Here is a 24020-nt window from a genome sequence, read left to right on the forward strand (position 1 = left end):
GCCACCCAACAGAGTATCGATTCACGCCTTGAAGGTTAGCTTTTGGCACTCAGCTAATAGTCGGTGTCGAGCGATAACCGGCAATTCAGAAGATTTGCCATCAGCTAAGTAATACTAAAAGGATACTTTCCCCTTTACTACATGACTAAATAACCCACCCCAAGCATAATATATATAGCTAGCAATAACTTATGCTTTTTGCTATTAATAGAAACTCATAAAATAAGGACGTTCTCACGCTAAAATAGGCAAAGTGTCCTCTGATATAACTGTTAACTGGCTCTTTAGTATTGAGCATATTTTTAGTAGGGAGTAATAATTTGTCAGCATTTTTGAGAATACATTTTCAAATATTACTTACTCATTTTGGTGTTGCTTTATTCTCTGGAAGCATGATTGGTTGGGCGGAAGGTTTAAATAAAGGGTTACTGTTCGGTGTACTTTATTTTATATTTATGTTCATCGTTCATTTTTATTTATTTTACAAGCACGGGCATAGGTACGGTAAAAACCCATCTAAATAAATTACAGTAATTTAAAGCCAGTTAACAAGGCAAATTAAAAAATGCGGACAAAAAATATTGATAATAATTGGCAAGGTATTTTACTGTGTCGGATGGCATGGCGAAGCCACTTATCCGACCTACGTCAAAAGGTAGATTGCTTAAGCCGAAGGCGCCACCCAACAGAGTATCAATTCACGCCTAGAGGTCAGCTATGGCACTTACCTGCCCATAATAGTCATATCACTCCCACCGGCACTCGCGCATATTCACTTTGTCGCTTTTAAACAGCACACCTTCTGATAATAGCTTTTCACGCTGTTCTTGGTATTTTTCGCTACCTGCAGGGAATGATATTTTACCTTGGCTATTCACTACCCTGTGCCAAGGTATAACCGAGTCGTTTGGCATCATTTTTAATAAGCGCCCGACCAACCGTGAGTTTTGCGGATAACCAGCAAGAGCTGCAACTTGCCCGTAACTTGCTACTTTTCCTACTGGTATGCCTGCGATAACAGTATAAATAAGCGTTTCTTTATCAATATCCATTGTTGTTAGAATATTCCTTACTTAATTGTTTAAATTGCTCCCAGATAGTACGCGCTACAGGGCCGTGGTGCATTGCATGCTGCCTAAAGGCTCTAATTTGCGCGCTAAATTTATGCTCTCGGTCAGTTATGTGTATTTCTTGAAGTAAGCCTGCTTTTATTTCAGGGTCGCAGTGCTCTAGGCTCATCATTGCCCAACCCGCACCTGAGAGTAAAAACGATTTTAGGGTCGATACATCATCAATTTTCATCATGGCGGAGCCTTTTGAGTACGATAGCCTGTCACTGTCGATACTCAAGTCACTTTCAAACATGGCTAAACACGGATACGTTTGTAGTTCGCTATAGGTTAGCTTTTGAGGGAGTACGCCTTTAGCGCTGACAATGCCAATATCGAGCCTGCCTATAGGTACGCTTTCTAAATCACCTGTCGCATGAAATAAATCAAACCAAGGGCCAATGCCTAATTCGGCTTGCCCACTATTTACTTGCTCTAACGAAATAAAGCGCTTCCCGCTTGTTAAGCTAAATTCTGTACTGGTAAATAGCCTAAAAGTATTACTTATGATCTCGTTGTAACTCTGCATATGACAAAGTTGTTCGTAACAAACTCTAAATTGGGGTTCATTACCTAATGCCAATTCTTTAGCGAGCTGTGCCAGCTCGTCGTTGGCATGCAGTAGTTGCTGCGCTTCGCGGTGAAAAACACGCCCTTTTTCAGTAAGCTGTAATCGGTACTTACTTCTGTCTAGTAACTCAAATCCTATTTTGGCTTCTAAGTTTTTAATGGCTAGTGTAAGCGCGGGCTGCGTTTTATGTAGCTTTAGTGCTGCTCCGCTTAAGCTTGCGCTTTGCACTATGGCATCTAAAATTATTAATTGATTCAGCTTCATATACCGCCCTGTAACATCATAAATAAAACTTATTGAGTTTCTAAAATTTAATGATTTTTATTTTATATGTTTGCAGCGTATGCTGCACTTAATTATTTTGCCATCATTGCAACGGAGAAGACATGAAACTCTTTCGTCTATGTTTATTAACAACGACCTTACTTAGCTTAATAGCCTGTTCTGAGCCAGAACAACAAGTTAAAGAAGAGCCTATTCGCCCTGTTAAATTATTCAACATAGGTCATGATACGCAAATTAACATTCGTAGTTTTCCTGCTGAAGTTGTTGCAAACCAAGGCTCTTACCTTGCTTTTAGGGTAAACGGTGAACTTATTAAGTTTCCGGTTCTTGCTGGTGAACACGTTGAAAAAGGTGATTTATTAGCAAAACTGGATCCAGAAGATTTTCAATTACAGTTTGACGAACGTAAAGCGCGCTTTGAATTGGCAAAGTCACAACTTGGCCGTATTGAGCAATTGTTTGAGAAAAAAATCACCAGCCAATCAGAATTAGATCAAGCCACTGCTAATATGCAAATTGCTGAATCTGCATTTAGAATTGCACAAACAAACCTTGAGTACAGCGAGCTACGCGCACCATTTTCAGGCACGGTCGCAAAAGTATTTGTTAAAAACTTTGAAAATATTCAAGCAAAGCAAAATATATTACGCTTAGAAACACGCGATTTAATGGACGTAGAAATTCAGGTTCCTGAAAAAATAGTCGCTCGCTTTCAAAAAGGCACCGATTACCACCCTACTGTAAAGTTTGATGGCTTTGACGACAAAGAATACATACTTGATATTAAAGAGTGGGATACCCAAGCAGATCCTGCAACACTTACTTATAAGGTTGTATTTTCGCTACCAGTACCTGAGGACTTTAATTTACTAGCCGGTATGACGGGTAGCGTGCTTATAGATTTAAGTAAAGTAACGCGCTCGCAGGTTGCTTATACAATCTTACCTATCGAGTCGGTGTTTTCTGAGCCGCAAGAATCAATTGAAGATAACGCCTACGTATGGCTTTTTGATTCAAAAACTAGCCAAGTGCATAAACAAGCTGTAAAGGTTGGCCAGTTGCACCGCGATGGTATTGAAGTATTAAGCGGTATTGAAGAAGGCCAAATTGTGGTTTCTGCCGGTGTGCATTCACTAAAAGAAGGCATGAAAGTAAGAGCATGGAATAAAGAGCGAGGCTTATAATTATGAGCTTTGCACAACTCTCCATAGAGAAAAAAGTAATCAGTTGGATGTTTACGCTGCTGCTATTAATTGGCGGTAGTGTGTCGTACTTTGATTTAGGGCAACTAGAAGACCCTGAGTTTACGCTTAAAAAAGCCATGGTTATTACCATGTACCCTGGCGCTTCGCCGCAGCAAGTTGAAGAAGAAGTTACTTTTCCGATTGAAAACGCGATTCAGCAATTGCCTTATGTCGATTACGTTACGTCTATTTCATCTAACGGTAAATCACAAATTTCTGTAGAAATGAAAAGCAATTATCGTAAAGAGCAGCTTCGCCAAATTTGGGATGAAATGCGTCGTAAAATTAACGACCTTTCTCCGTCATTACCTAGTGGTGTTTACCCAAGCACTATTTTGGACGACTTTGCCGATGTTTACGGTGTTATGTATTCGGTAACCGGCGATGGTTATTCGTATGATGAGCTTAAAGATTACGTCGATTTTTTAAAGCGCGAACTGGTATTGGTTAAAGGTGTTAGTAAAGTAACCGTTGCGGGCCAACAACAAGCGCAAGTAATGGTTGAAGTTTCTACGCGTAAACTCGCTCAATTAGGTATTGCGCCAAGCCATATATTCCAGTTATTACAATCGCAAAACACGGTATCTAACGCGGGTAAAATTCGCGTGGGCGATGAGTCAATTCGCTTGCATCCTACTGGCGAATTTAAAGATGTAAAAGAGCTCGAAACCTTATTAATTTCAAAATCAGGTGCCAATGAGCTTATTTACTTAGGCGATGTAGCAAAGGTTTACAGAGAGTACGCAGAAGTACCAAATAACATTATTCGTTATAACTCTCAGCAAGCTTTACTTATTGGCGTGTCGTTTATGTCGGGTGTTAACGTGGTTGATGTGGGTCAAAACATAGACGAGCATTTAGCTTCACTTGAATATCAACGCCCTCATGGTATTCACATAAATTCTGTATACAACCAACCACAAGAGGTTCAAAAATCGGTTGATGGTTTTATTATCAGCTTACTTGAAGCCATTGCGATTGTTATTGTTGTACTGCTGTTATTTATGGGTTTAAAAAGCGGCATTTTAATCGGTGGTATTTTACTGCTTACCGTACTGGGTACGTTTATATTTATGAAGTTGTTTGCCATCGACTTGCAACGTATATCGCTTGGGGCACTTATTATTGCTCTTGGTATGCTGGTTGATAACGCAATAGTCGTCACTGAAGGCATACTGATAAACCTCAAACGTGGCCAAACAAAACTCAAAGCGGCTGTTAATATTGTTGAGCAAACAAAATGGCCTTTACTAGGTGCAACAGTAATTGCAGTAACTGCCTTTGCGCCAATTGGTTTAAGCTCTGATGCCAGTGGTGAATTTGCCGGTAGCTTGTTTTGGGTGTTGTTTATTTCGCTTTTATTAAGCTGGATAACAGCCATTACGCTAACGCCATTTTTTGCCAATTTAATGTTTAAAGAAAACGAATTTAAAAACGAAGAAGGCCAAGAAGATGAAGACCCATACAAAGGTTTTATTTTTAACGGTTACAAAGCGATTTTAGATTTAGCGCTGCACTTTAGAAAAACCACGCTTATATTAATGGTTGTTTTACTGTGTACGGCGGTTGTTGGTTTTGGCTCTGTAAAACAGTCGTTTTTTCCTGCCTCTAATACACCTATGTTTTATGTAGATTATTGGCAAGAGCAAGGCTCTGATATTCGATCAACCCTTGAGGGCGTTAAAAAGCTCGAAGAGTTTTTGCAAAAAGAAGACCTTGTTGAAGAAGTAACAAGTACAACAGGCCAAGGTGCACCGCGCTTTATGCTTACCTACGCGCCAGAAAAATCATATCCCGCGTACGGGCAATTAATTATTCGTGTTGCCGACAGAGAAGCCGTAGCAACTGTAATGCAAACAGTGCGTGATTACTCAAGCAATCATGCACTCTCTGCACAGCTTAAAATTAAACCGATGGAAATTGGCCCCTCTACTGATGCAAAAATAGAAGCACGTTTTTCGGGCCCTGATCCTGTTATTTTAAGACAACTCGCTGCTACAGCTGAAGAATTGATTGGTAGCGACGATGGTGCATATAATATTCGTGATGACTGGCGCGCACGTACCAAAATGATTCGCCCGCAATTTAACGAGCAAAAAGCACGTCGATTAGGTATTAGTAAATCAGACTTAGATAATGTATTACTAACGAGCTTATCGGGTAAACAAGTGGGCGTATATCGCGATGGTACGCAATTGCTACCCATTATTGCTCGCTCTCCTGCTAACGAGCGCTTAAACGTAGAAAGCGTACACGACCTTCAAATATACAGCCCAGTATTGGGTGTATTTGTACCAGTGACTCAAGTTGTAGACGAATTTGATGTGCAGTGGGAAGACAGCCTAATAATGCGCCGCGATCGCAAACGAACTATTACAGTAATGGCCGATCACAATGTATTAGGAGACGAAACGCCCGCTAAATTATTTGCGCGTATTCGCGGCCCAATAGAGAACATGGAACTACCGCGTGGTTACCAACTAGAATGGGGCGGCGAGTTTGAGTCATCAAGCAAGGCGCAAAAAGCAATATTTGGCTCATTACCGCTGGGTTATTTAGCGATGTTTGCAGTCACGGTATTACTTTTTAACTCACTTAAACAGCCACTTGTTATTTGGGCAACTGTGCCGTTGGCTATTATTGGTGTAAGTGCCGGCTTGTTAGCGATGAATGCGCCGTTTAGCTTTATGGGGCTACTTGGTTTGTTAAGCTTAAGCGGTATGCTAATTAAAAACGGTATTGTATTAGTTGATCAAATAAATCTTGAATTAAGGGAAGGTAAATCGCCCTATGAAGCCGTGTTTGACTCTGGTGTGAGCCGTGTGCGACCAGTTGCAATGGCAGCTATAACCACTATTTTGGGTATGATCCCGCTGTTATTTGACGTGTTTTTTCAGTCAATGGCGGTAACAATAATGTTTGGTTTGGGCTTTGCTACCATACTAACCCTCATTGTAGTGCCGGTACTGTACACGGTTATATTTAGAATTGATTACGAGCCACGTAAGTAGTTAAACATATAATTGGTTAACATTAAAAAATGCCACAGGCTCAAAATCCTGTGGCATTTTTATTTAATACCGATTAAAAAAGAAAGGCTACATATTTAGTTGTTAAGAAACTAACCGCAACACTTCTTATATTTTTTGCCGCTACCACATACACAAGGTGCGTTACGCTCTGGTACTTTATCAAATACTTGTGGTGTTGACTTACTAAGCGCAAAGTCTAGTTCGCGAATATCTTCTGGTACGTCTGCTTTAACTTCAATTGAAGCAAACAGCGAATGCTCTTCTAGTATTGCTTCTATTTCTGATTGTCGTTCAGCTGAGTTTACAATTAGCGTTAACGGGTGCAACTCTGTGCCTACCTTTGCAGTACGATTTGGCGCAAATCCATTACTGTTATTTTTACCCATTATGTCGGGCTTACCCATAAAGAAAAATTTTGACATGTTACTTCTATAACCTTTCTACATTATTAAGACGGCGCATCTTAACAGCTTACCCAAAATATAACTAAGTGTACTTGTAAATAGCTTAACAACACGTCTATAAAGCAATTTTAACTTAAAAATTTAAATGGCCTGCAAAATAGGCTAACCACTATTATATACATTTACTATAAACTGATTAAATAAATGCGATTATTATCAATATTTAAATACTCTGTACACTTAGCTTCGTTATCTAAGCACTTACCAATTAAGCGATAGGTATGCTAACTAGGGCGATAGAAATTGCCTTTAACTTTTTAGCCTCACTTATACAGAGGCAATTTATTTAAGTAGAGAAAGTCATGTTTAAAAATTTTGGATGGATAGTAGAAGCTAAACTTAATGCTGGTGAACTTGAAAACTTTAAAGCGGTGATGAATTCACAAGTTAATCGCGCACTTAATGAAGTTGGCACTAAAAATTATCAATATTATATATCTGATGCTGGCGATGTTTTAGTTTACGAACGCTTTGCTGATGCAGACTCTTCACACGAACATATTGAAAATTGGGACGATCATTCAGCACGTTGGATGGCGGCTGCTGCACCAACACGCATGGTGAATTTAGGCGAATTACCTGAAGATGTTCGTGAGCGTCATGCGGCTTTAAGCCCTCTTTGGCTAAAACCATTTGGTGGCTTTTCTCGCGAAGAAGAACAAACGAGTCAAATTAACAAAAACGGTGATACGACATTTGATAATTTTGGCTGGATTGTTGAAGCCAAGCTAAACCCTGGCCAGTTAGATGCCTTTCGTGAAGTAATGAATTCACAAGTAGAACGTGCAAAAACAGAGCCTGGTACACTAAATTACCAATATTACATGTCTGACGATGGCGATATTATGGTTTATGAGCGCTTTAGAGATTTAGAAGCATCGTACATACACATCCAAAACTGGGATGACCATGCAGAGCGCTGGATTGCTGCAGCAACACCAACACGTATGGTTCATTTGGGTGATTTACCTAAAGAACTAACCGATAAACATGCTGCACTGTCACCACTTCTATTAAAGCCTCTAGGTGGTTTTGCAAAGTAAATATGGTTAAATACTAAATTCGTAATATAGTTAAATGCCACTGACTAAACTCAGTGGCGTTTTAGTATCTAACTCAATATTATGGAAAAGCCTTGGAAAACTTTAAAATTGCAGCACTAATAGCAGGCAGTCTTTTTATACTTTTTGGTTATTTACGCTTTATAACTGACGATAGTGGTAACGTGAACTTAAACAACTACCGTTTTACAGGGGGCATACTACTGGTTATTTCCGGTATGGTTGATGGCACACGCGACCTTGTTAAGCGCCTGCGCTCTAAAAACTCGTTATCGGCGATTACAATTTATTTAGGTATACTCTTGTTTTATATTGGCTTTAGCATTCAATAGCTAAACATTAAGCGCTAATTTGGGCTTTATACAAGCAGCATTTTATAAGTGAATACCCTGTGACCTTTAAACAACTATTCAACAGCGCTCTGCTACTTTTAGCAACGGCTCCTCCACTGGTTTTACTTGCATGGGATGAACAAGCTGATCCCGCTTTTATTCCCAATGGTATATATAACACCTTAACATTTACGTTATTTCCAATAATGACGATCGTGTTATCGGTTGCTTTATTTAAGCACCTATATAAAAAATACAATAATAACTTTGAATTTAAACATACGGTTAAAGATTATATTGTTGAGCACGGGAAATTCCGTTCAGTATTTATACCAATCGGTTTACCTATTTTAATTTACTTATGGTTGTGGACGTCAGTATGTATTTCAGTAAAGTTACTGGCTAATAAATACGGCGATAATATATGGCAGCAAGAATATCAGTTACTCGAAGTAGGTACTTGCCCAACTGATTATGAATACAGTTGCGCAAAACTGACTGTACTGGATTTAAAAAGCTATAAAAAGCACACTTTTAGATGGTATTTAGATAAAGGTAGATTGGTGGGTTTGCAAAATAACAACGTAAACTTAGTGGGCGTTAAAAGCCCACTTGGTAATATAGTACAAGAAATACAGTGGTAGTAGAATACCACTTAGCTGCACATTATTTTTTTAGACTGAGAATACGGTCCGAGCTTGGTTTTGAGTCTGATTTAGCATTAGACGACTTGTTCTCTTTAATGCTTTTTGGCTTACCCACATACGTTGTAGAACGCTTTTGGTAAGGAGTATTACTGCGCTCATTTTTGCGCTCTCCGTTAGCGTTGCTGCGCTCAGAGTTACGATTTGTATTTCGCTCAGTACTACGCTCATTATTTCGATCACCATTATTAAAGCGTCGAGGGTTTTCGCCCTGAAAATCACGTTTTTTAGGTGCTAAAGGTGCATTATTTTCTGATTGCTTATTAGTATCAAGCGAGTGCTCTTGGGTTTTACCAGAATCAGAAATTGAATCGTTTATTTGCGCCATTTCAATATCTGATAGATGACGCCATTGTCCTACTTTTAAACCTTTAAGTGTTACGTTCATTATGCGCGTACGTTTTAAGGTTACAACTTCGTAGCCTAAGTATTCACACATGCGGCGTATTTGACGGTTTAAACCTTGAGTAAGTACTATTTTAAATTCTTTGGGGCCACTTTGCGTTACTTTACATTCTTTAGTAACGGTATCTAAAATAGGCACACCATTCGCCATTTTTGTAACAAACTGACGATTAAGCGGTTTATCTACCGTAACAACGTATTCTTTTTCGTGATTATTGCCCGCACGTAAAATTTTATTAACGATATCGCCTTCGTTAGTTAAAAATATAAGCCCTTCAGACGGTCTATCTAAGCGCCCTATTGGGAATATACGCGTAGGATAATTTACCGCGCGAATAATATTACTTTGAATTTTACTTTCGGTAGTACACGTTATACCAACGGGTTTATTGTAGGCAATGTAAACGCGCTTTGGCGTGGCTTTAAGAGGCTTACCATCAATTAATACAACATCGGTAGCGGCTACTTTTACGCCCATTTCTGGTGAGTAGCCATTAACGCTGACACGACCTTGCTCAATATATTTATCGGCTTCGCGGCGTGAACAAAATCCTGTTTCACTAATAAATTTATTTAAACGTTTTAATTCAGTCATGGCACTTATAGCGTAGTAATTTTTAAGGCGAGTAGTGTAAACCACCCACACTATTTTTTCGCCCCTAATTTACTATTTATAGGTGTTTAAGCACTAATTTTTACTTTAGTTAATTTACGCCATACACATTCAAGCGGACCTTGATTAAAATAGCGACTGTATAAAAAGGTAAATATAAGCTGCAGCGCAACTAATGCCGTTGCAACTAACCAGTAGTCAATACGATCAAAACTGAGCACCCAGTGGGTAAATAGCACTTTATATAACAACAGTTGTATGAGTGTTTGGCTAATATATAAAGTAAATGCTAAGCGCCCTGCTTGTTGAATAAGCATGCCGACGTGTGCGCTGTTATTGCAAAATTTAACAATTAAATGAATATACAGCGTAGCCATACCTAGGGCCGCAAACATATTTACAAATTCTTGCACCCCATATCCTAAGCTGCCATTAAGCTGTGATGCATAAAGCCTGATCCCACAAAAAACAAGGGTCATTGCACCGCAAACTATTAATTGCTGAGTCGTTAAGCCTTTACTAAAAACGCCTTGTTTATATAAATAAATGCCAATGAGCATAAGGCCCACGCACATCCACATTGTCATTATTGGCACCATAACAAGCATCAATGTGTTCATGGCGAGGTTACTAATAAAGTAATCAATATAGTGTGGGTTATATAAATCTATAAACTGTGCTGAATCACGGTAAATCACTTCATCGGGTACGCTAGATACAATAAGCACAGTAGCTACACCCGATAACAAAATAAACTCAAGTCCTCTTTTTAAAAGAACAGTGCTATCACTCTCTAAATATTTAATAACAAACCAGCCAGATACACCGTAAACAAATAAAATATCACCTGCCCAAAGTAAAAAACCATGCGCTAAACCAAAGAGGATTAACCAATAGAGCCTGCTTTTTAACTGCAATTCAGACTTATAACGTTGCCACTGAATGTAAAGCCCAGCACCAAAAAGCAAACTAAACAGTGTTCTAAAACGCCCGTCTACAAACAAACTGCTAAAGGTGTGAATAATTGAGTCGCTAACAGGAGGATTAGTTAAGGAGGTATACCCGTATTCAAAAAGGCCGAAGGCGTAAGCATTCATGTAAACTAGGCCAAGTACGGCAACGCCGCGAATAAAGTCCATATTATAATTGCGCATTAAAGCTATTATCCGTTAAATATTATTCTTATAACTGTCAGCCCAATCGACTGACTGCTGGTAAAGTGGAGGAAGTATAGCACTGTCTATATTTAGCAAAAGTACAGCTTGTTCAAGTGCCCACCAGCTTCCTGTTTCGTATGCTTTAACAACGTTTAAAATATAATAAAGTGTGTTTTTATCCCCTAATAATGCCGTTTTTATTTCATCAGGGAAAGGTAGCTTTTCAACAAGCAAGCTCATTGGTTGATCAAGGATTGCATCTAGCAGTGAAAATAACCCAGTTAAAAATGCTTCGCCTGACTGGCTTTTATTAACATTTTTTGCTAACAACTCACAAAAACGAGCACGTACAACACACACTTGCATTAGCTCTGCAGGCTTTTTACCCGCTGTATGAGCAGTAACAATAAGGCTCACAAACTTTTTAAGGCGTTCATGGCCTAAATACACAAGCGCTTGCTTTAATGACGATATTTGGCTTTGTATAGGAAAAATACCGCTGTTAATTAAACGCAGTAATTTATATGCAAGTGCAGCATCAAGCTCAAACAGTCCAGATATAGCTTTTATATCTGGACTGTTTTTCATTATTTCGGCGTAAATAGCGACGACTAAACCATAATTATAATCAATGTCATTTTGTTTGATCATGGTAGGTTTTGCAAAAAAATAGCCTTGAAAATAATCAAACCCCATATCAAAGGCGAGCTTATAGTCTTCTTGCGTTTCTATTTTTTCGGCTAGTATTTTTATTTGTTTATGCGTTTGTAACTTATTAATTATGGGCTGTATTTCGCTAAGAGGTGTAATCGCAATATCAAATTTAATGAGCTTCACAAGCTTTAAAAAACGATCCCACTGTGGTTTATATACAAAGTCATCGAGTGCGAGTTTGTAGTTACTATGAAATAAACCTCGGCACAGTTCATAGTTATCGTCGGTGGGTTCTATGGTTTCGAGTAACTCAATCACAACGTCTTGGCATGGTAGGAAAGCACATAAATCGAGTTTTAATGATTCTGGTCCTATATTAATAAGCGCTTTTTTGCCTGATGTAATATGGCGTGTACCTAAATTTAATTGATTTTCCATAATAAGCCTTGCTGTTGCTTGGCCTTCTGCAATATCTGGAAAATAATTTTTTGGACTATCACGAAAAAGTAGCTCATAGGCTACTACTTTTTTATTTCGATTGAATATTGCTTGCCTTGCAACAAATACAGACACATTACCTACTTCTTAGTTTTTATATAATACTAAGTAATTAAACCCTAAGCAGGTACATTTGTCACTAAACTTTAAAGTACAGCAACGATTTACCGGTATAAGGTTGTTATATAATCAGTTGCCACTTGTGGCCACGAAAAACGCATTTGCTCTGCGCTGTGCTTAATTTTATGCCACTTTTTAGGATTTTGCTTTTTAATTAAGAGAGTTTCGTCTAAACAGCTAATTAAATTACTCGTTTGCGTTACTAACGTGTCGCCATTAAAGCTAAAACCATTTTCGTGGTGTTTAACTGTATCTTTTAATCCGCCAACACTGTGTACTAAACAGGGTTGCCCGGCACGCATTGCTAGCATTTGGCTAATCCCACAAGGTTCAAACGAGCTTGGCATTAAAAATAAGTCACCTAGCTGATACATTAAATCGCCAACACCTTGACCATAACCCTTCAAAAATAAAAGATTAGAATTACGCGCCATTGCTTTGGTAAATATGCTTTCGAGCTCTTTATCACCCGAGCCTAGAATAATAAGTCTGCCGTTATGTTCATTAATGACTTGGCACACTTTATCAATAGCTAAAGCCTCATTAACCTGCTGGCACAATAACAACACTTTTTGCTCTGTAAGTCGGCCAACGCTTGTGATTAATGGGCCATTATTAACCGTTGCTTTAAATTGCTGTAGTCGTTGGTGCGCAATATAGTAGCCGCTTTGTAACTGCTCGCTATTTGCCATCCAAGTAAATAAAGTGTTCTCGGCTTGGCTATAAAAATCAGCGAGAGTTGCTCCTTCAAGTGCATTGCTTGGATATTCGCAGCCATTTAAAATACCGACAAGCTTACCTTGGCTTGCTGCATTTTGCAGATCTTGCTCAAGCCCTTCGCCACCAAAAAAACCATGCTCGTAATTACTAGGTTCAAGAACCTCTTGGCTGTAGGTTGGTGATACAACATGTATTTTATCGCACAGATTTATTGCACTGCGCATAGGATTAAAGCAATGAGGGTAACGCGGGTCGCATAGTTGCTGGCCATTATAACTAAGTGACGGAAACCATGCCTCTAAGCTTGAGTCGTCGTGTTTAAAAGGTCTTATACCTTGCAGTGCAATATTATGCACTGTGTAGGCAATGGGTAAGGTATTAAGTGAGCTATAACGTGGCTCAAACTTAAGTAAAACTGCAACGCAGGCGCTGTGCCAATCATGTAAATGTAGCGCTGTAGGGCGCTTTAATACACCTTGTAATAATGCTTCGCAGACAGCTGCATTAAATAAAGCAAATTTTGTCGCGTCGGTAGCAAAAGGCCTCCCCGGTGCATCGTTACAATATACACTGCCTGATTCACTAAATAGCGGGTGGCTAATAACAATTTGGCTTAAGTTATTTTGGGCTTGTTGTACTTGAAAAACTGTTAATACATGGGGTTGAGCATTAAATGCAACGGTTACTTCACCTATATAAATACGCTCAAGAGGCTCAAACCCGTAGTCAGGAATAACAACGTCAACCGTTATACCTTGCTTTGCGAGCGCCCTTGGGGCATCGCGTACTACATCTGCCACACCGCCTACTTTTGCGCCTGGTAACGCGTCATTTTCTGCTGCAACCATTAATACATGCATTAATTTACTACTTCCTTTAACCTGTGTGGGCTTGCTCATAAATGAGCAAGCTTTGTTGTCGTGCTTAATATTTAACGTGTTTTACGCTAGCTTTTTATTCTCACGCGCTTGGCGCTCTAACTTTTTTGCAAGCTCAGTGAGCATATCACGAGTAACAAGAACGATGCCTTTCTTAGATACTCTAAAGCCGTTTTCTTCATCTGTTTTTTTGTCAAAACCGATTTCGAGACCTGCCGGTATTTCACAGCTCCTATCTATAATCGCACGCTTAATTTTACAACCTCGATTTATAACCGCTCCGGGTAAAATTACCGACTGCTCAATGGTACAAAATGAGCGAACGTGGACATTAGAAAACAAGAGTGACTTTCTAACCGCAGAGCCCGAAATAATACACCCACCCGACACAGTTGAGTCTAATGCCATACCGCGCCTATCTTCGTCATCAAAAATAAACTTAGCAGGTGGTAGTTGCTCTTGATATGTCCATATTGGCCACGTTGGGTCGTATAAATCAAGTTGTGGCTCAGGCATTACCAATTCCATATTAGCCTCCCAGAACGAATCTAGGGTACCTACATCACGCCAATAAGGTTGCCCTTCTTGATTTGGATCTCTAAATGGGAACGCAAATACATTATGCTCTTCTATAATCGCTGGAATAATATCGTGACCAAAATCTCGGCCAGAACCTTCATTCTCAGAATCTTTTTTAAGTTGCTCAAACAAAAATTCAGTATTAAAAATGTAGTTTCCCATTGATGCTAAACATGTACCTGGCTTGCCAGGTACGGAGCTAGGCATTGCTGGTTTTTCATCAAAACGACACACTCTGTTTTCTTCATCAACGGTCATTACACCAAACGTGTCTGCGGCTTCCTCTACGGGCACTTCAATACAACACACTGTCATATCTGCACCCTTTTGCACATGTTCAGCCAATAAAGCACCATAGTCCATGCGATACACATGATCTCCAGACAAAATCATCACATATTTAGGAAGCTCGTGACGAATAATATCTATGTTTTGAAAAACAGCATCTGCGGTTCCACAATACCAATCATCACCTTGGCGCTGAGATGCAGGTAGTATTTCAACCGACTCTCCTAGCTCTTTTTTAAAGTGCCCCCACGCGCGGTTTACATGGCGTATTAATGAATGTGATTTATATTGTGTAGCAATACCAACACGTCTCACACCCGAGTTAATACAGTTTGATAGTGGAAAATCAATAATTCGATGTTTACCACCAAAGTAAACTGCTGGCTTTGCTCGCCAATCGGTTAGCTCATGCAGGCGAGAACCGCGTCCGCCTGCCAGTATTAACGCGTAAGTTTCTCTGGTTAGGCTACTTATGTAGCGATTTGCATAATTGGGCATAATACTCTCTCCATTTAGTCTAGGCTGTTAGTGGCATGGCTTTTAGTTGTCGTTAAGTCTGTTTCACTAATATTGAGGGGTTCTAAATGCCAAATGTCTTCACTGTATTGGCTTATGGTTCTATCACTTGAAAACATGCCACTGGCTGCCGTATTTAAAATACTCATTTGTGTCCAGTAGGTTTGATCTGCGTAAGCTTTATCAACTTCTTTTTGAGCTGCTACATAACTTTCAAAATCGTGCGCAACAAGCCATGGATCGTGTGGGCTTTTAATTGCATTTGTTATATCGTCAAATAAGCATGGTTCAAACAAGTTAAAATGGCCGCTTTCGAGTAGTTGCATTACATTATTTAAATCGCTATTTTGTGCGATTAAGTGCTCAGGATTGTAACGCGATTTAATATCATCAATTTGATGAGCTTGTGCCCCAAACAAAAAGAAGTTGTCTGCACCAACGGCGTCTCTAATTTCAATGTTTGCACCATCCAGCGTGCCGATCGTCAATGCACCATTCATCATAAACTTCATGTTGCCAGTACCAGACGCTTCTTTGCCTGCGGTAGATACTTGCTCTGACAAATCGGTTGCAGGACAAATCACTTCCATAGCGGTTACGTTGTAATTAGGTAAAAAGGCGACGCGTAAATACGGGGCTGCTAACGGATCTTTATTTATAACTTCTGCCACGTTATTAATAAGCTTAATAATTTTTTTAGCCATGTAATAACCCGGTGCTGCTTTACCACCTAATAAAACACAGCGAGGAACAAGCCCTTGGGTATCACCACGGCGAATACGGTCATATAAATGAATCACATGAAGTATGTTTAATAGCTGACGTTTGTATTCGTGAATACGTTTTACTTGTACGTCAAACATCATCGATACGTCAAAATCAACATCGCAGCGCGCCTTAACTAAATCAACTAAACGCTGTTTGTTTTCGCGTTTAGCATTTTGCCATTGCCCATGAAATGCTTTGTCGTCGTAAAAGCGACGTAGATCGCTAATTGTTGAAAAGTTTTTAACCCAGTCATGACCAATTTTTTCGCTGATTAATTTACTTAAAACGGGATTACAATGTGCAAGCCAACGTCTTGGTGTAACACCATTTGTTTTGTTATTAAACTTATCTGGCCAAAGCGCGTAAAACTCTTTAAATAAACCCGCTTTTAACAGTTCGGTATGCAGTGCTGCTACGCCATTTACAGAGTAACTACCTACAATGGCTAAGTAAGCCATACGAATTTGCGGCTCATCGCCCTCTTCAATCAACGACAATGCACGCTGTTTATTAACATCACCCGGCCATTGCTGTGCAACTTGTGCTAAAAAGCGTGCGTTTATCTCGTAAACTATTTCTAAAATGCGTGGTAATAATTTTGAAAACAACGAAACAGACCACTTTTCAAGCGCTTCAGGAAGTAGCGTATGATTTGTGTAGGCCATTGTTTTAGTAGTGATTTGCCAGGCATCGTTCCAATCAAGTTCGTAATCATCAATTAAAATACGCATCAGCTCTGCAACAGCAATACTTGGGTGCGTGTCGTTTAACTGAAAAACATGAAAATCAGCAAAGTCACTAAAACTTTCGCCATGTTGAGCAACCCATTGATCTACTACGTCTTGAATACTCGCAGATGATAAAAAATATTGTTGGCGCAATCTAAGCTCTTTACCATTTTCGCTGCTGTCGTTTGGATACAGCACCATGGTAATTTGTTCAGCTAGGTTTTTTTGTGCGACGGCTTCTGAGTAACTGCCTGCATTAAATTCGGTCAAATTAAATTCATCTGTCGCTTCTGATTTCCATAAGCGTAGTGTATTTACAATATTGTTTTTATAACCTGGAACAGGTACATCGTAAGGTACAGCTAATACATCTTGTGAACTCATCCATTGACGATGCTCTCGGCCAAATTTATCTGTGTAACTTTGCACGTAGCCGCCAAATTTCACACGTTTTGCATGCTCTGGCGCGCTTAGCTCCCATGGGTGCCCTTCGCGCAGCCAGTTATCTGGTTGCTCAATTTGGTTACCATCTTTAATTGATTGGTTAAACATGCCGTATTCGTAACGAAGGCCATAACCAATGACAGGTAATGCTAGACTTGCACAGCTATCTAAAAAACAAGCAGCTAGGCGGCCTAAACCACCGTTACCTAAACCTGCATCATGCTCGGCATCTTCAAGCGTTTCTAGTGTTGTGCAGTATTCTTGTAATGCAGCAGCAACTTGGTCGTCTAAATCTAGGTTTAGTATTGCATTACCCAGCGCACGTCCCATTAAAAACTCAAGAGAAAGGTAAGCCGTTTTACGGCGTTTCTCTTGCTTAATTTGTTGATTCGTTTCTCTGCAGCGGGCAACAAGTCTGTCGCGAATAGTCAGCGCTAAAGCATGGTATAAATACAGTCTTGATTCGCCGACCTTATCGCGACCTAGGGTATAATAAAAATGCCGTGTTAAGTCATCTTTAAGCGTACTTTCATCTATAACAGGACCTTCTTGCCAGCCCTTTACTACACACACTTGTTCACTTTGTTTAGCCATGACTTACATCCTCTAAATTAGCACTAAAAACCCAACTACTTTGTGCTGAAATTTCAACCATCGCATCTTCATTACTACTCACAGATGCATTATTTACACTTGATAAAACCATTTGCCACGGCGCATTAATAGGCGAAGGCGGAATTTGGCAAAAAACTGTTTTTTTACTGGCATTAAATACCATCAGTAATGCATGATTGTTTTGCTTATCAAGTAAGCTATACATTAAAAACTGTCTGGTATCTTCATGCCAATGAGCGTCGGTCATGGTTTTACCTTGTTCGGTAAACCACTTAACGGTAAAACGCTCGTCTATATCATCTAAAAATACACTGTGTTTGAACGCACTGTGCGCGCGTCTAATTTTTAAAGCATCATCAATAAATCGTGTTAGCGAATGATTAAGTTGAGAATCTTTCCAGGCAAGCCAGCTAGTGCGATTATTTTGGCAATAAGCATTGTTATTCCCCCCTTGAGAGTGCGCCATTTCGCTGCCAGCGGCAATCATGGGTACACCTTTTGAGAGTATTAAAGTAAGTAAAAAGTTCTTTTGTTGTTGCAAACGCAGTGCGTTTATTTTTGAGTCACTGGTAAAGCCTTCTACTCCACAGTTGAACGAGTGATTTGCACTGTGCCCATCTCTGTTTTGCTCACCATTAGCTTCGTTATGCTTTTCTTCATAACTCACTAAATCGGCAAGCGTGAAACCATCATGACTCGTTATAAAGTTAATGCTATTAAGTGGTCCACGTTGGCTGTGCTCAAAAATATCAAACGATCCATGCAAACGTTTTGCAACGTTGGCAATTATGCCCGTTTCACTTTGCCAAAAACGTCTAATTACATCGCGGTATTGATCGTTCCATTCTCGCCATGGCGGCGGAAATGCCCCAAGCTGATAGCCACCAGGACCTATATCCCAAGGTTCACTTATTAGCTTAACCTTATTAAGCACAGGGTCTTGGGCTACTGCTTGTAAAAAAGTATGTGCAGAGCTAAAGCCTGCTTTTGAGCGCCCTAAAATGGTCGCTAAATCAAACCTAAATCCATCAACTCCCATTACCTCAACCCAATAACGAAGGCTATCAAGTACAAGTTGCAGCGTTTTAGGGTGATCAATATTTATGGTATTTCCACAGCCGGTATCGTTTATATATACATTAGGCTGACCCTCTACTGTGCGGTAATACGCTAAGTTATCAAAGCCTCTTAGCGATAATATAGGGCCATCGGCCCCAGCCTCTGCGGTATGGTTATAGACAACATCTAAAATAACTTCTATGTCGGCAGCATGAAGCTCGCGCACCATTTGCTTAAACTCGTTTATATCGTCGTTTACCAAATAGTCTTTGTGGGGCGTAAAAAAGTTAAGCGTGTTATAACCCCAATAGTTTTGCAGCCCTTTTCCTGTTAAAAATTGCTCACTAATAAAAGAGTGAACAGGTAAAAGCTCAACTGCTGTAACGCCAAAGCTTTGTAAGTGCTCAATAAAGCTTGGGTGACTTAACCCTAAAAACTTTCCTTGTAGAGATTTAGGTATTTTAGGATGACGACACGTTGTGCCTTTCACATGGCACTCATAAATAACCGTGTTTGACCAACGGTGGTTTGGCTTTTTATGCGCATACAACGTAGGGGGGGCTACTTTTGACTTAGGTATATCAATGGCATTATTTACGGTGCTTTTAGTGCCAATTGGCATTTGCCCATAATGGCGTTCGCTCCATGTAAACTCACCAAACAAGTCTTTTGCGTATGGGTCTATCAGTAGTTTATTTTCGTTAAATAGTTGACCATTTTTAGGGTTATATTCACCCTCAACTCTAAAGCCATAAAGTGCGCCGGCGCTTAATGGCGAAATATGAATACTCCAAATACCCCCTTCGTTAATATTCATCGCCATTTTTAGAATTTCTGAATGGCCACTTTTATCAAACAAACACACATAGGCTTGGCTTGCACCTGGCGCATAAAGCGCGAAGTTAACCCCATTATTAATAACACTAGAACCTAGCGGTTCTACATTACCGGGGGCTACATCAAATTGGTTACTCATCATCAACCTTTTGTAAGTAAATAGTTGTTAAGCCACCAATGGCAATTGAAATACTGTGTTTAAAGCCATGATTTGATTCATTTATTGCCTGAACTATCTGCGATGAATCTTTAGTTACTTCAACGCCAGAGCCAAAAAACTGAGTATCGTCTGTATTTAAAACAACTTTATAACGCCCTTTACTCGGTACGCCAATAACGTAGTTTTCATATGACGCGGGGGTAAAATTAGCAATAACAACCACAAAGTCTTTTGCGTTTTTAGCATAGCGAACAAAGCTTAAAATGCTCTGCTGATTATTATTGTTATCTATCCAGGTAAAACCAGCCGCGCTCGAGTCTAACTCATACAACGCGGGTTGGTTTTTATAAACGGTATTGAGCGCTTTTACGGTGTGCTTTATACCGCTGTGGCTTTGGTGCTCAAGTAAATGCCAATCGATAGAATGATCGTGTCCCCACTCTTTTCGCTGTGCAATTTCACCGCCCATAAACAAGAGTTTTTTACCCGGGTGTGCCCACATAAATGCGTAGTAAGCGCGTAAATTTGCAAATTTCTGCCAATCATCGCCTGGCATTTTTTCAATTAACGATCCTTTACCGTGGACTACTTCATCGTGGCTTAATGGCAATATATAGTTTTCACTAAAAGCGTATACCATCGAAAAAGTCATTTCGTGATGATGATGCTGACGGTATAAAGGGTCGTGCTGCATGTAATGCAAACTATCGTTCATCCAACCCATATTCCACTTATAGCCAAAGCCTAAGCCGTTGTGCTCAACACTTTGGGTGACACCCGGCCACGCTGTTGACTCCTCAGCCACCATCATAATGCCTAGGTTGTTTTTATAGCTGCGCATATTGACTTGCTTTAGGCACTCAATTGCACCTAAGTTTTCGCGCCCGCCATAACAATTAGCAATCCACTCGCCTTCTTTTCGGCTGTAATCTAAATACAACATAGAGGCTACGGCATCTACACGCAGACCATCTAAACCAAATTGATGTAACCAATACATAGCATTTGAAATCAAAAAGCTTTTAACTTCAGGGCGGTCGTAGTTATAAATGTAGGTATTCCAATCAGGATGAAAACCTTGACGCTTATCGGCATGCTCATATAAATGAGTGCCATCGAATCGATGTAAGCCATGCGGATCGCTGGGAAAATGCCCAGGCACCCAATCAAGTAAAATACCTAAATTAGCTTTGTGGCATTGCTCTACAAAGTATTTAAAGCTGTTGTAATCGCCAAAACGGCTGGTAGGTGCAAATAAACCAACAGGCTGATACCCCCACGAACCATCAAACGGGTATTCACTTATTGGCATAAGTTGCAGATGGGTAAAATTCATTTCAAGGGCGTAGCTAACCAGTTTGTCAGCAAGCTCTGTGTAACTTAAATAGCGGTTGTTTTCAGCGCGTTGCCATGAGCCTAAATGCACTTCATAAATACTAATTGGCGCATCAATATGATTACGCTTTTGTCGGTTTTGAAGTGCCTGAGCGCCGAGCGTTATAGGTTCTGGTTTATACTGCAGTACACTTGCAGTACCCGGGGCTTGTTGCATTTTAAATGCATAGGGGTCGGCTTTTTCAAGTACTTCTCCACTTTGAGCGGTAATTGCAAATTTGTAGCACATGTCGGCTTTAAGGCCTGGTACGAATAGCTCCCATACACCACTTGCAGGATGAAAACGCATAAAGTGGCGATTAGCTTGCCAAAAATTAAACTCACCAATAATAGAGACACTTGCAGCATTAGGCGCCCATACACAAAAGCGCACACCCTCTACATTTTGTTGAGTGCTAAAATGTGCACCAAAATGAGAGTACGCATGTTCAAGGCTGCCTTCGTTAAATAAATACATTGCCTCTGCATCAAGTGTGCTCTCAAAGCTGTATTCATCATAAAAGGTAGTGCTGCTATTTGTGTACTGAGCAATGCATTGATAAGGCGCAGTGGGCAGCGCATCAACTTTGACTATAAATAAGTCACTTTGTTGGTAGCGCTGCGCCTTAATACTTTTATTATTTAATGTAACACTCACACCTATTGCACAAGGTAAGTAAAAACGAATTTCAACCTCAGCATCCGTTTTATGTGCCCCTAAAAAGCTAAATGGGTCTTTAAATCGTCCTGTATTTAATGCATGCACCTGTGCATCGTAACTATTTTCATTAGTTGTACTGCTCATTTAACCTTTCCTTATTGAATCGATAGCAGCTAAAAGTGAGGTATTTTTGGTAAAAATTTCTTCACTGGTATGCGTTAATACACGTCGCCAATTAGGATATTCTTTGTCTGTCCCGGGGATATTAACCGGATACTTCTGCTCATCTAAATCATCTATTTGTATTGCAAATAAACGCGATTGAGAACCCGCCAAACATAATGCTAGTGCGTTATATACTTCGACTGAATTACTATGTAATAAAAGCTCGGTTGTATTGGTATGGCGATTAATAAATCGTAGTATCCTATGTTGCTCTTCTATTCGTTGTTGCTTTAATTGCTCGTATTCATTGCAAGTAATAAGCTTGTATTGTTGCTTAATATTTAAATCAGCATGCTGCCACCAACCTGTAAAAGGCGGTACATCATGATTGGCTATCATTAACAAACACTGTGTTGCTAGCTCATCAGTCGATAAAAACTCACCACTGTGTTGTTTTTCAAAATAAAATAAGCTGTTAGAAAAAATACCGCTAGATGCCAAAGCCTGCCTTACCTCTGGCGGCACAACGCCTAAATCTTCTCCAATAACAATACTCTGATTAATATGTGATTCAATTTTTAAAATGGCGAGTAAGTGCTCAAACGGGTAGTAAACATAACAGCCATCTTGTTCACCATTGCTTTCAAAGCACCACCATAGGCGCCTAATAGCCATTACGTGGTCAATTCTAAGTCCACCTACATTTTGCAAGTTTGCGCGAATGAGCGAGCGATAGAATTGGTAGTGATTATTACTAAGACTTTGAGGATTTAGTGCTGGAAGCCCCCAGTTTTGGCCAGCTTCGGCCCATGGATCTGGTGGAGCACCTACACTTGCACCTTGGCTAAACAGTGGCTTTTGATTTTTAAACTCGGCTCCATCACCCGCACAACCAACAGCTAAATCATTTATTAAGCCAATAGCCATACCTCGCTCTGCACAACTTTGTTGACACAGTGCCAATTGCGTATGCGCTTGCCACTGCAGGTAATAATCAAATGTTAAGTTATCTGATTCGAGGGTATTTAACGTAGTTGAATGAGTATTACAAAAATCAGTAAACGCTTGGCGACGCTCATCACTTGCCGTTAATTCAAACTGATTATAAAGCGCTTCAAATAACGCATACTTTATATGGCTTACATTTTCATAATTTATAAATTGATCATTACTTTTTATAAGTGTAATTACATCGTCTCGTTGCATGAGGTCATGTAGAACTGCGTTATTTTGTGCGTCTTCGCTTAATACTATAGAAATATAAAGAGGGTTTAATAAAGCCCGACTACTAGGGCTATAAGGGCTTGCACGCTCTGGCATATCAGCAAATAACAAATGCAGTGGGTTAAGTAATATGTAATCCATATTTTGCGAGCTGCATAATTTTGTAAGCGTTAGTAAATCGTCAAAGTCGCCAATACCTAAATGCGCTTTATTTTTTAATGTGTAAAGCTGAATAGATAACCCTGTGCGCTTTGTGTCTTCAACTTGATAGACTTGCTCAGGCACGCACCAAATTTGTGTAATAGCGTGTTGCTCACCTACCTGAACATTAGCGTCATGATAGCCAATTGGCATAGTTTCTATGGGTAGTGCCAGCTCAATATAGCGAACGCCATGTAAGTAATATTCACCTGTAACTGCCAAATTATAAAGGTTCTCAACCGCTATATTAATCCCAAGAGAAGGGACATTAATGTTGGCGGCTAAATACTGCTGACGTTCGTCTATACGAAGCTTTAAAGCGCATTTTTTTTGGTCAACCAAACTCACACTGGGTACTAAATCCAGCCAAAGCGATGCATCTAAATCATAAGTTAGTTGAGTTATTTCGGCTTCGTTATTTGTATCAACACCGCAACATTGCAAAGCACGTTTACGTGTGTCTTCGCTAAAAAACACCTGTTCACCTGTATACTTAGTGAATTCAAAGCCAATACCATGCAGGTAAAACAACTGCGAAAGAGCATCCATTGAAT

The 24020-nt window shown here is 39.8% G+C and carries 18 protein-coding genes; 6 read left to right on the forward strand and 12 right to left on the reverse strand.

Annotation, left to right across the window (positions count from 1 at the left end; all coding sequences use genetic code 11):
- Positions 1 to 320: 320 nt before the first annotated feature.
- Positions 321 to 524, forward strand: coding sequence for a hypothetical protein (locus I6E70_RS08155; RefSeq protein ID WP_197188484.1), 204 nt, complete (start codon positions 321 to 323; stop codon positions 522 to 524).
- Between the two features lie 222 nt (positions 525 to 746).
- On the opposite strand, the gene I6E70_RS08160 is transcribed toward I6E70_RS08155, so the two are convergent.
- Both I6E70_RS08160 and I6E70_RS08165 read right to left on the reverse strand, forming a co-directional pair.
- Complete coding sequence (locus I6E70_RS08160; RefSeq protein ID WP_165741271.1) at positions 747 to 1052, reverse strand: MGMT family protein; 306 nt, start codon at positions 1050 to 1052, stop codon at positions 747 to 749.
- The gene (locus tag I6E70_RS08165; RefSeq protein ID WP_010552989.1) at positions 1042 to 1944 is read right to left on the reverse strand and encodes a LysR family transcriptional regulator; all 903 of its coding nucleotides are present in this window, start codon (positions 1942 to 1944) and stop codon (positions 1042 to 1044) included. Before I6E70_RS08165 ends, I6E70_RS08160 begins: the two co-directional genes overlap by 11 nt.
- Before the next feature lie 122 nt (positions 1945 to 2066).
- Between I6E70_RS08165 and I6E70_RS08170 the strand changes: the two genes are divergently transcribed.
- On the forward strand, positions 2067 to 3149 hold the full coding sequence (locus tag I6E70_RS08170) for an efflux RND transporter periplasmic adaptor subunit (protein WP_197188485.1): 1083 nt from the start codon (positions 2067 to 2069) through the stop codon (positions 3147 to 3149).
- Between the two features lie 2 nt (positions 3150 to 3151).
- Positions 3152 to 6220 carry an efflux RND transporter permease subunit gene (locus I6E70_RS08175; protein ID WP_197188486.1) on the forward strand — a complete coding sequence of 1023 codons (3069 nt, stop codon included), beginning with the start codon at positions 3152 to 3154 and terminating at the stop codon, positions 6218 to 6220.
- Positions 6221 to 6330: 110 nt separating this feature from the next.
- Here the strand turns inward: I6E70_RS08175 and I6E70_RS08180 are convergent, their stop codons facing one another.
- Positions 6331 to 6663, reverse strand: coding sequence for a PBPRA1643 family SWIM/SEC-C metal-binding motif protein (locus I6E70_RS08180; protein WP_010552992.1), 333 nt, complete (start codon positions 6661 to 6663; stop codon positions 6331 to 6333).
- A gap of 344 nt (positions 6664 to 7007) precedes the next feature.
- Between I6E70_RS08180 and I6E70_RS08185 the strand changes: the two genes are divergently transcribed.
- From I6E70_RS08185 to I6E70_RS08195, 3 genes are all read left to right on the forward strand, one after another.
- Positions 7008 to 7748, forward strand: coding sequence for a putative quinol monooxygenase (locus I6E70_RS08185; RefSeq protein ID WP_197188487.1), 741 nt, complete (start codon positions 7008 to 7010; stop codon positions 7746 to 7748).
- 92 nt (positions 7749 to 7840) lie between these two features.
- Positions 7841 to 8098, forward strand: a complete 258-nt coding sequence (locus I6E70_RS08190; protein ID WP_197188488.1) for a MetJ regulator of methionine regulon — start codon at positions 7841 to 7843, stop codon at positions 8096 to 8098.
- Positions 8099 to 8157: 59 nt separating this feature from the next.
- Entirely contained in the window at positions 8158 to 8742 is a 585-nt protein-coding gene (locus tag I6E70_RS08195) for a hypothetical protein (RefSeq protein WP_197188489.1), read from the forward strand.
- Between the two features lie 22 nt (positions 8743 to 8764).
- On the opposite strand, the gene rluF is transcribed toward I6E70_RS08195, so the two are convergent.
- From rluF to malQ, 9 genes are all read right to left on the reverse strand, one after another.
- Entirely contained in the window at positions 8765 to 9802 is a 1038-nt protein-coding gene (gene rluF, locus I6E70_RS08200) for a 23S rRNA pseudouridine(2604) synthase RluF (RefSeq protein ID WP_197139377.1), read from the reverse strand.
- 86 nt (positions 9803 to 9888) lie between these two features.
- Positions 9889 to 10959 (reverse strand): DUF418 domain-containing protein, encoded by a 1071-nt coding sequence (locus I6E70_RS08205; RefSeq protein WP_197188548.1) that lies wholly within the window; start codon positions 10957 to 10959, stop codon positions 9889 to 9891.
- Positions 10960 to 10989: 30 nt separating this feature from the next.
- Positions 10990 to 12204 carry an EAL and HDOD domain-containing protein gene (locus I6E70_RS08210; protein ID WP_197188490.1) on the reverse strand — a complete coding sequence of 405 codons (1215 nt, stop codon included), beginning with the start codon at positions 12202 to 12204 and terminating at the stop codon, positions 10990 to 10992.
- An 89-nt stretch (positions 12205 to 12293) separates the two neighbouring features.
- Positions 12294 to 13829 (reverse strand): glycogen synthase, encoded by a 1536-nt coding sequence (locus I6E70_RS08215; RefSeq protein WP_197188549.1) that lies wholly within the window; start codon positions 13827 to 13829, stop codon positions 12294 to 12296.
- 81 nt (positions 13830 to 13910) lie between these two features.
- Entirely contained in the window at positions 13911 to 15212 is a 1302-nt protein-coding gene (gene glgC / locus I6E70_RS08220) for a glucose-1-phosphate adenylyltransferase (protein ID WP_002958601.1), read from the reverse strand.
- Positions 15213 to 15226: 14 nt separating this feature from the next.
- Positions 15227 to 17764, reverse strand: a complete 2538-nt coding sequence (locus I6E70_RS08225; RefSeq protein ID WP_197188491.1) for a glycogen/starch/alpha-glucan phosphorylase — start codon at positions 17762 to 17764, stop codon at positions 15227 to 15229.
- On the reverse strand, positions 17757 to 19820 hold the full coding sequence (gene glgX, locus I6E70_RS08230; protein ID WP_197188492.1) for a glycogen debranching protein GlgX: 2064 nt from the start codon (positions 19818 to 19820) through the stop codon (positions 17757 to 17759). Before glgX ends, I6E70_RS08225 begins: the two co-directional genes overlap by 8 nt.
- Positions 19813 to 22020, reverse strand: a complete 2208-nt coding sequence (glgB, locus tag I6E70_RS08235; RefSeq protein ID WP_197188493.1) for a 1,4-alpha-glucan branching protein GlgB — start codon at positions 22018 to 22020, stop codon at positions 19813 to 19815. Before glgB ends, glgX begins: the two co-directional genes overlap by 8 nt.
- Positions 22021 to 24015: a 4-alpha-glucanotransferase gene (gene malQ, locus I6E70_RS08240; protein ID WP_197188494.1), complete on the reverse strand. Its 1995-nt coding sequence runs from the start codon at positions 24013 to 24015 to the stop codon at positions 22021 to 22023.
- Between the last annotated feature and the right edge of the window lie 5 nt (positions 24016 to 24020).

This window comes from Pseudoalteromonas sp. NGC95 (assembly GCF_015864705.1).
GTDB classification, from domain to species: domain Bacteria; phylum Pseudomonadota; class Gammaproteobacteria; order Enterobacterales; family Alteromonadaceae; genus Pseudoalteromonas; species Pseudoalteromonas arctica.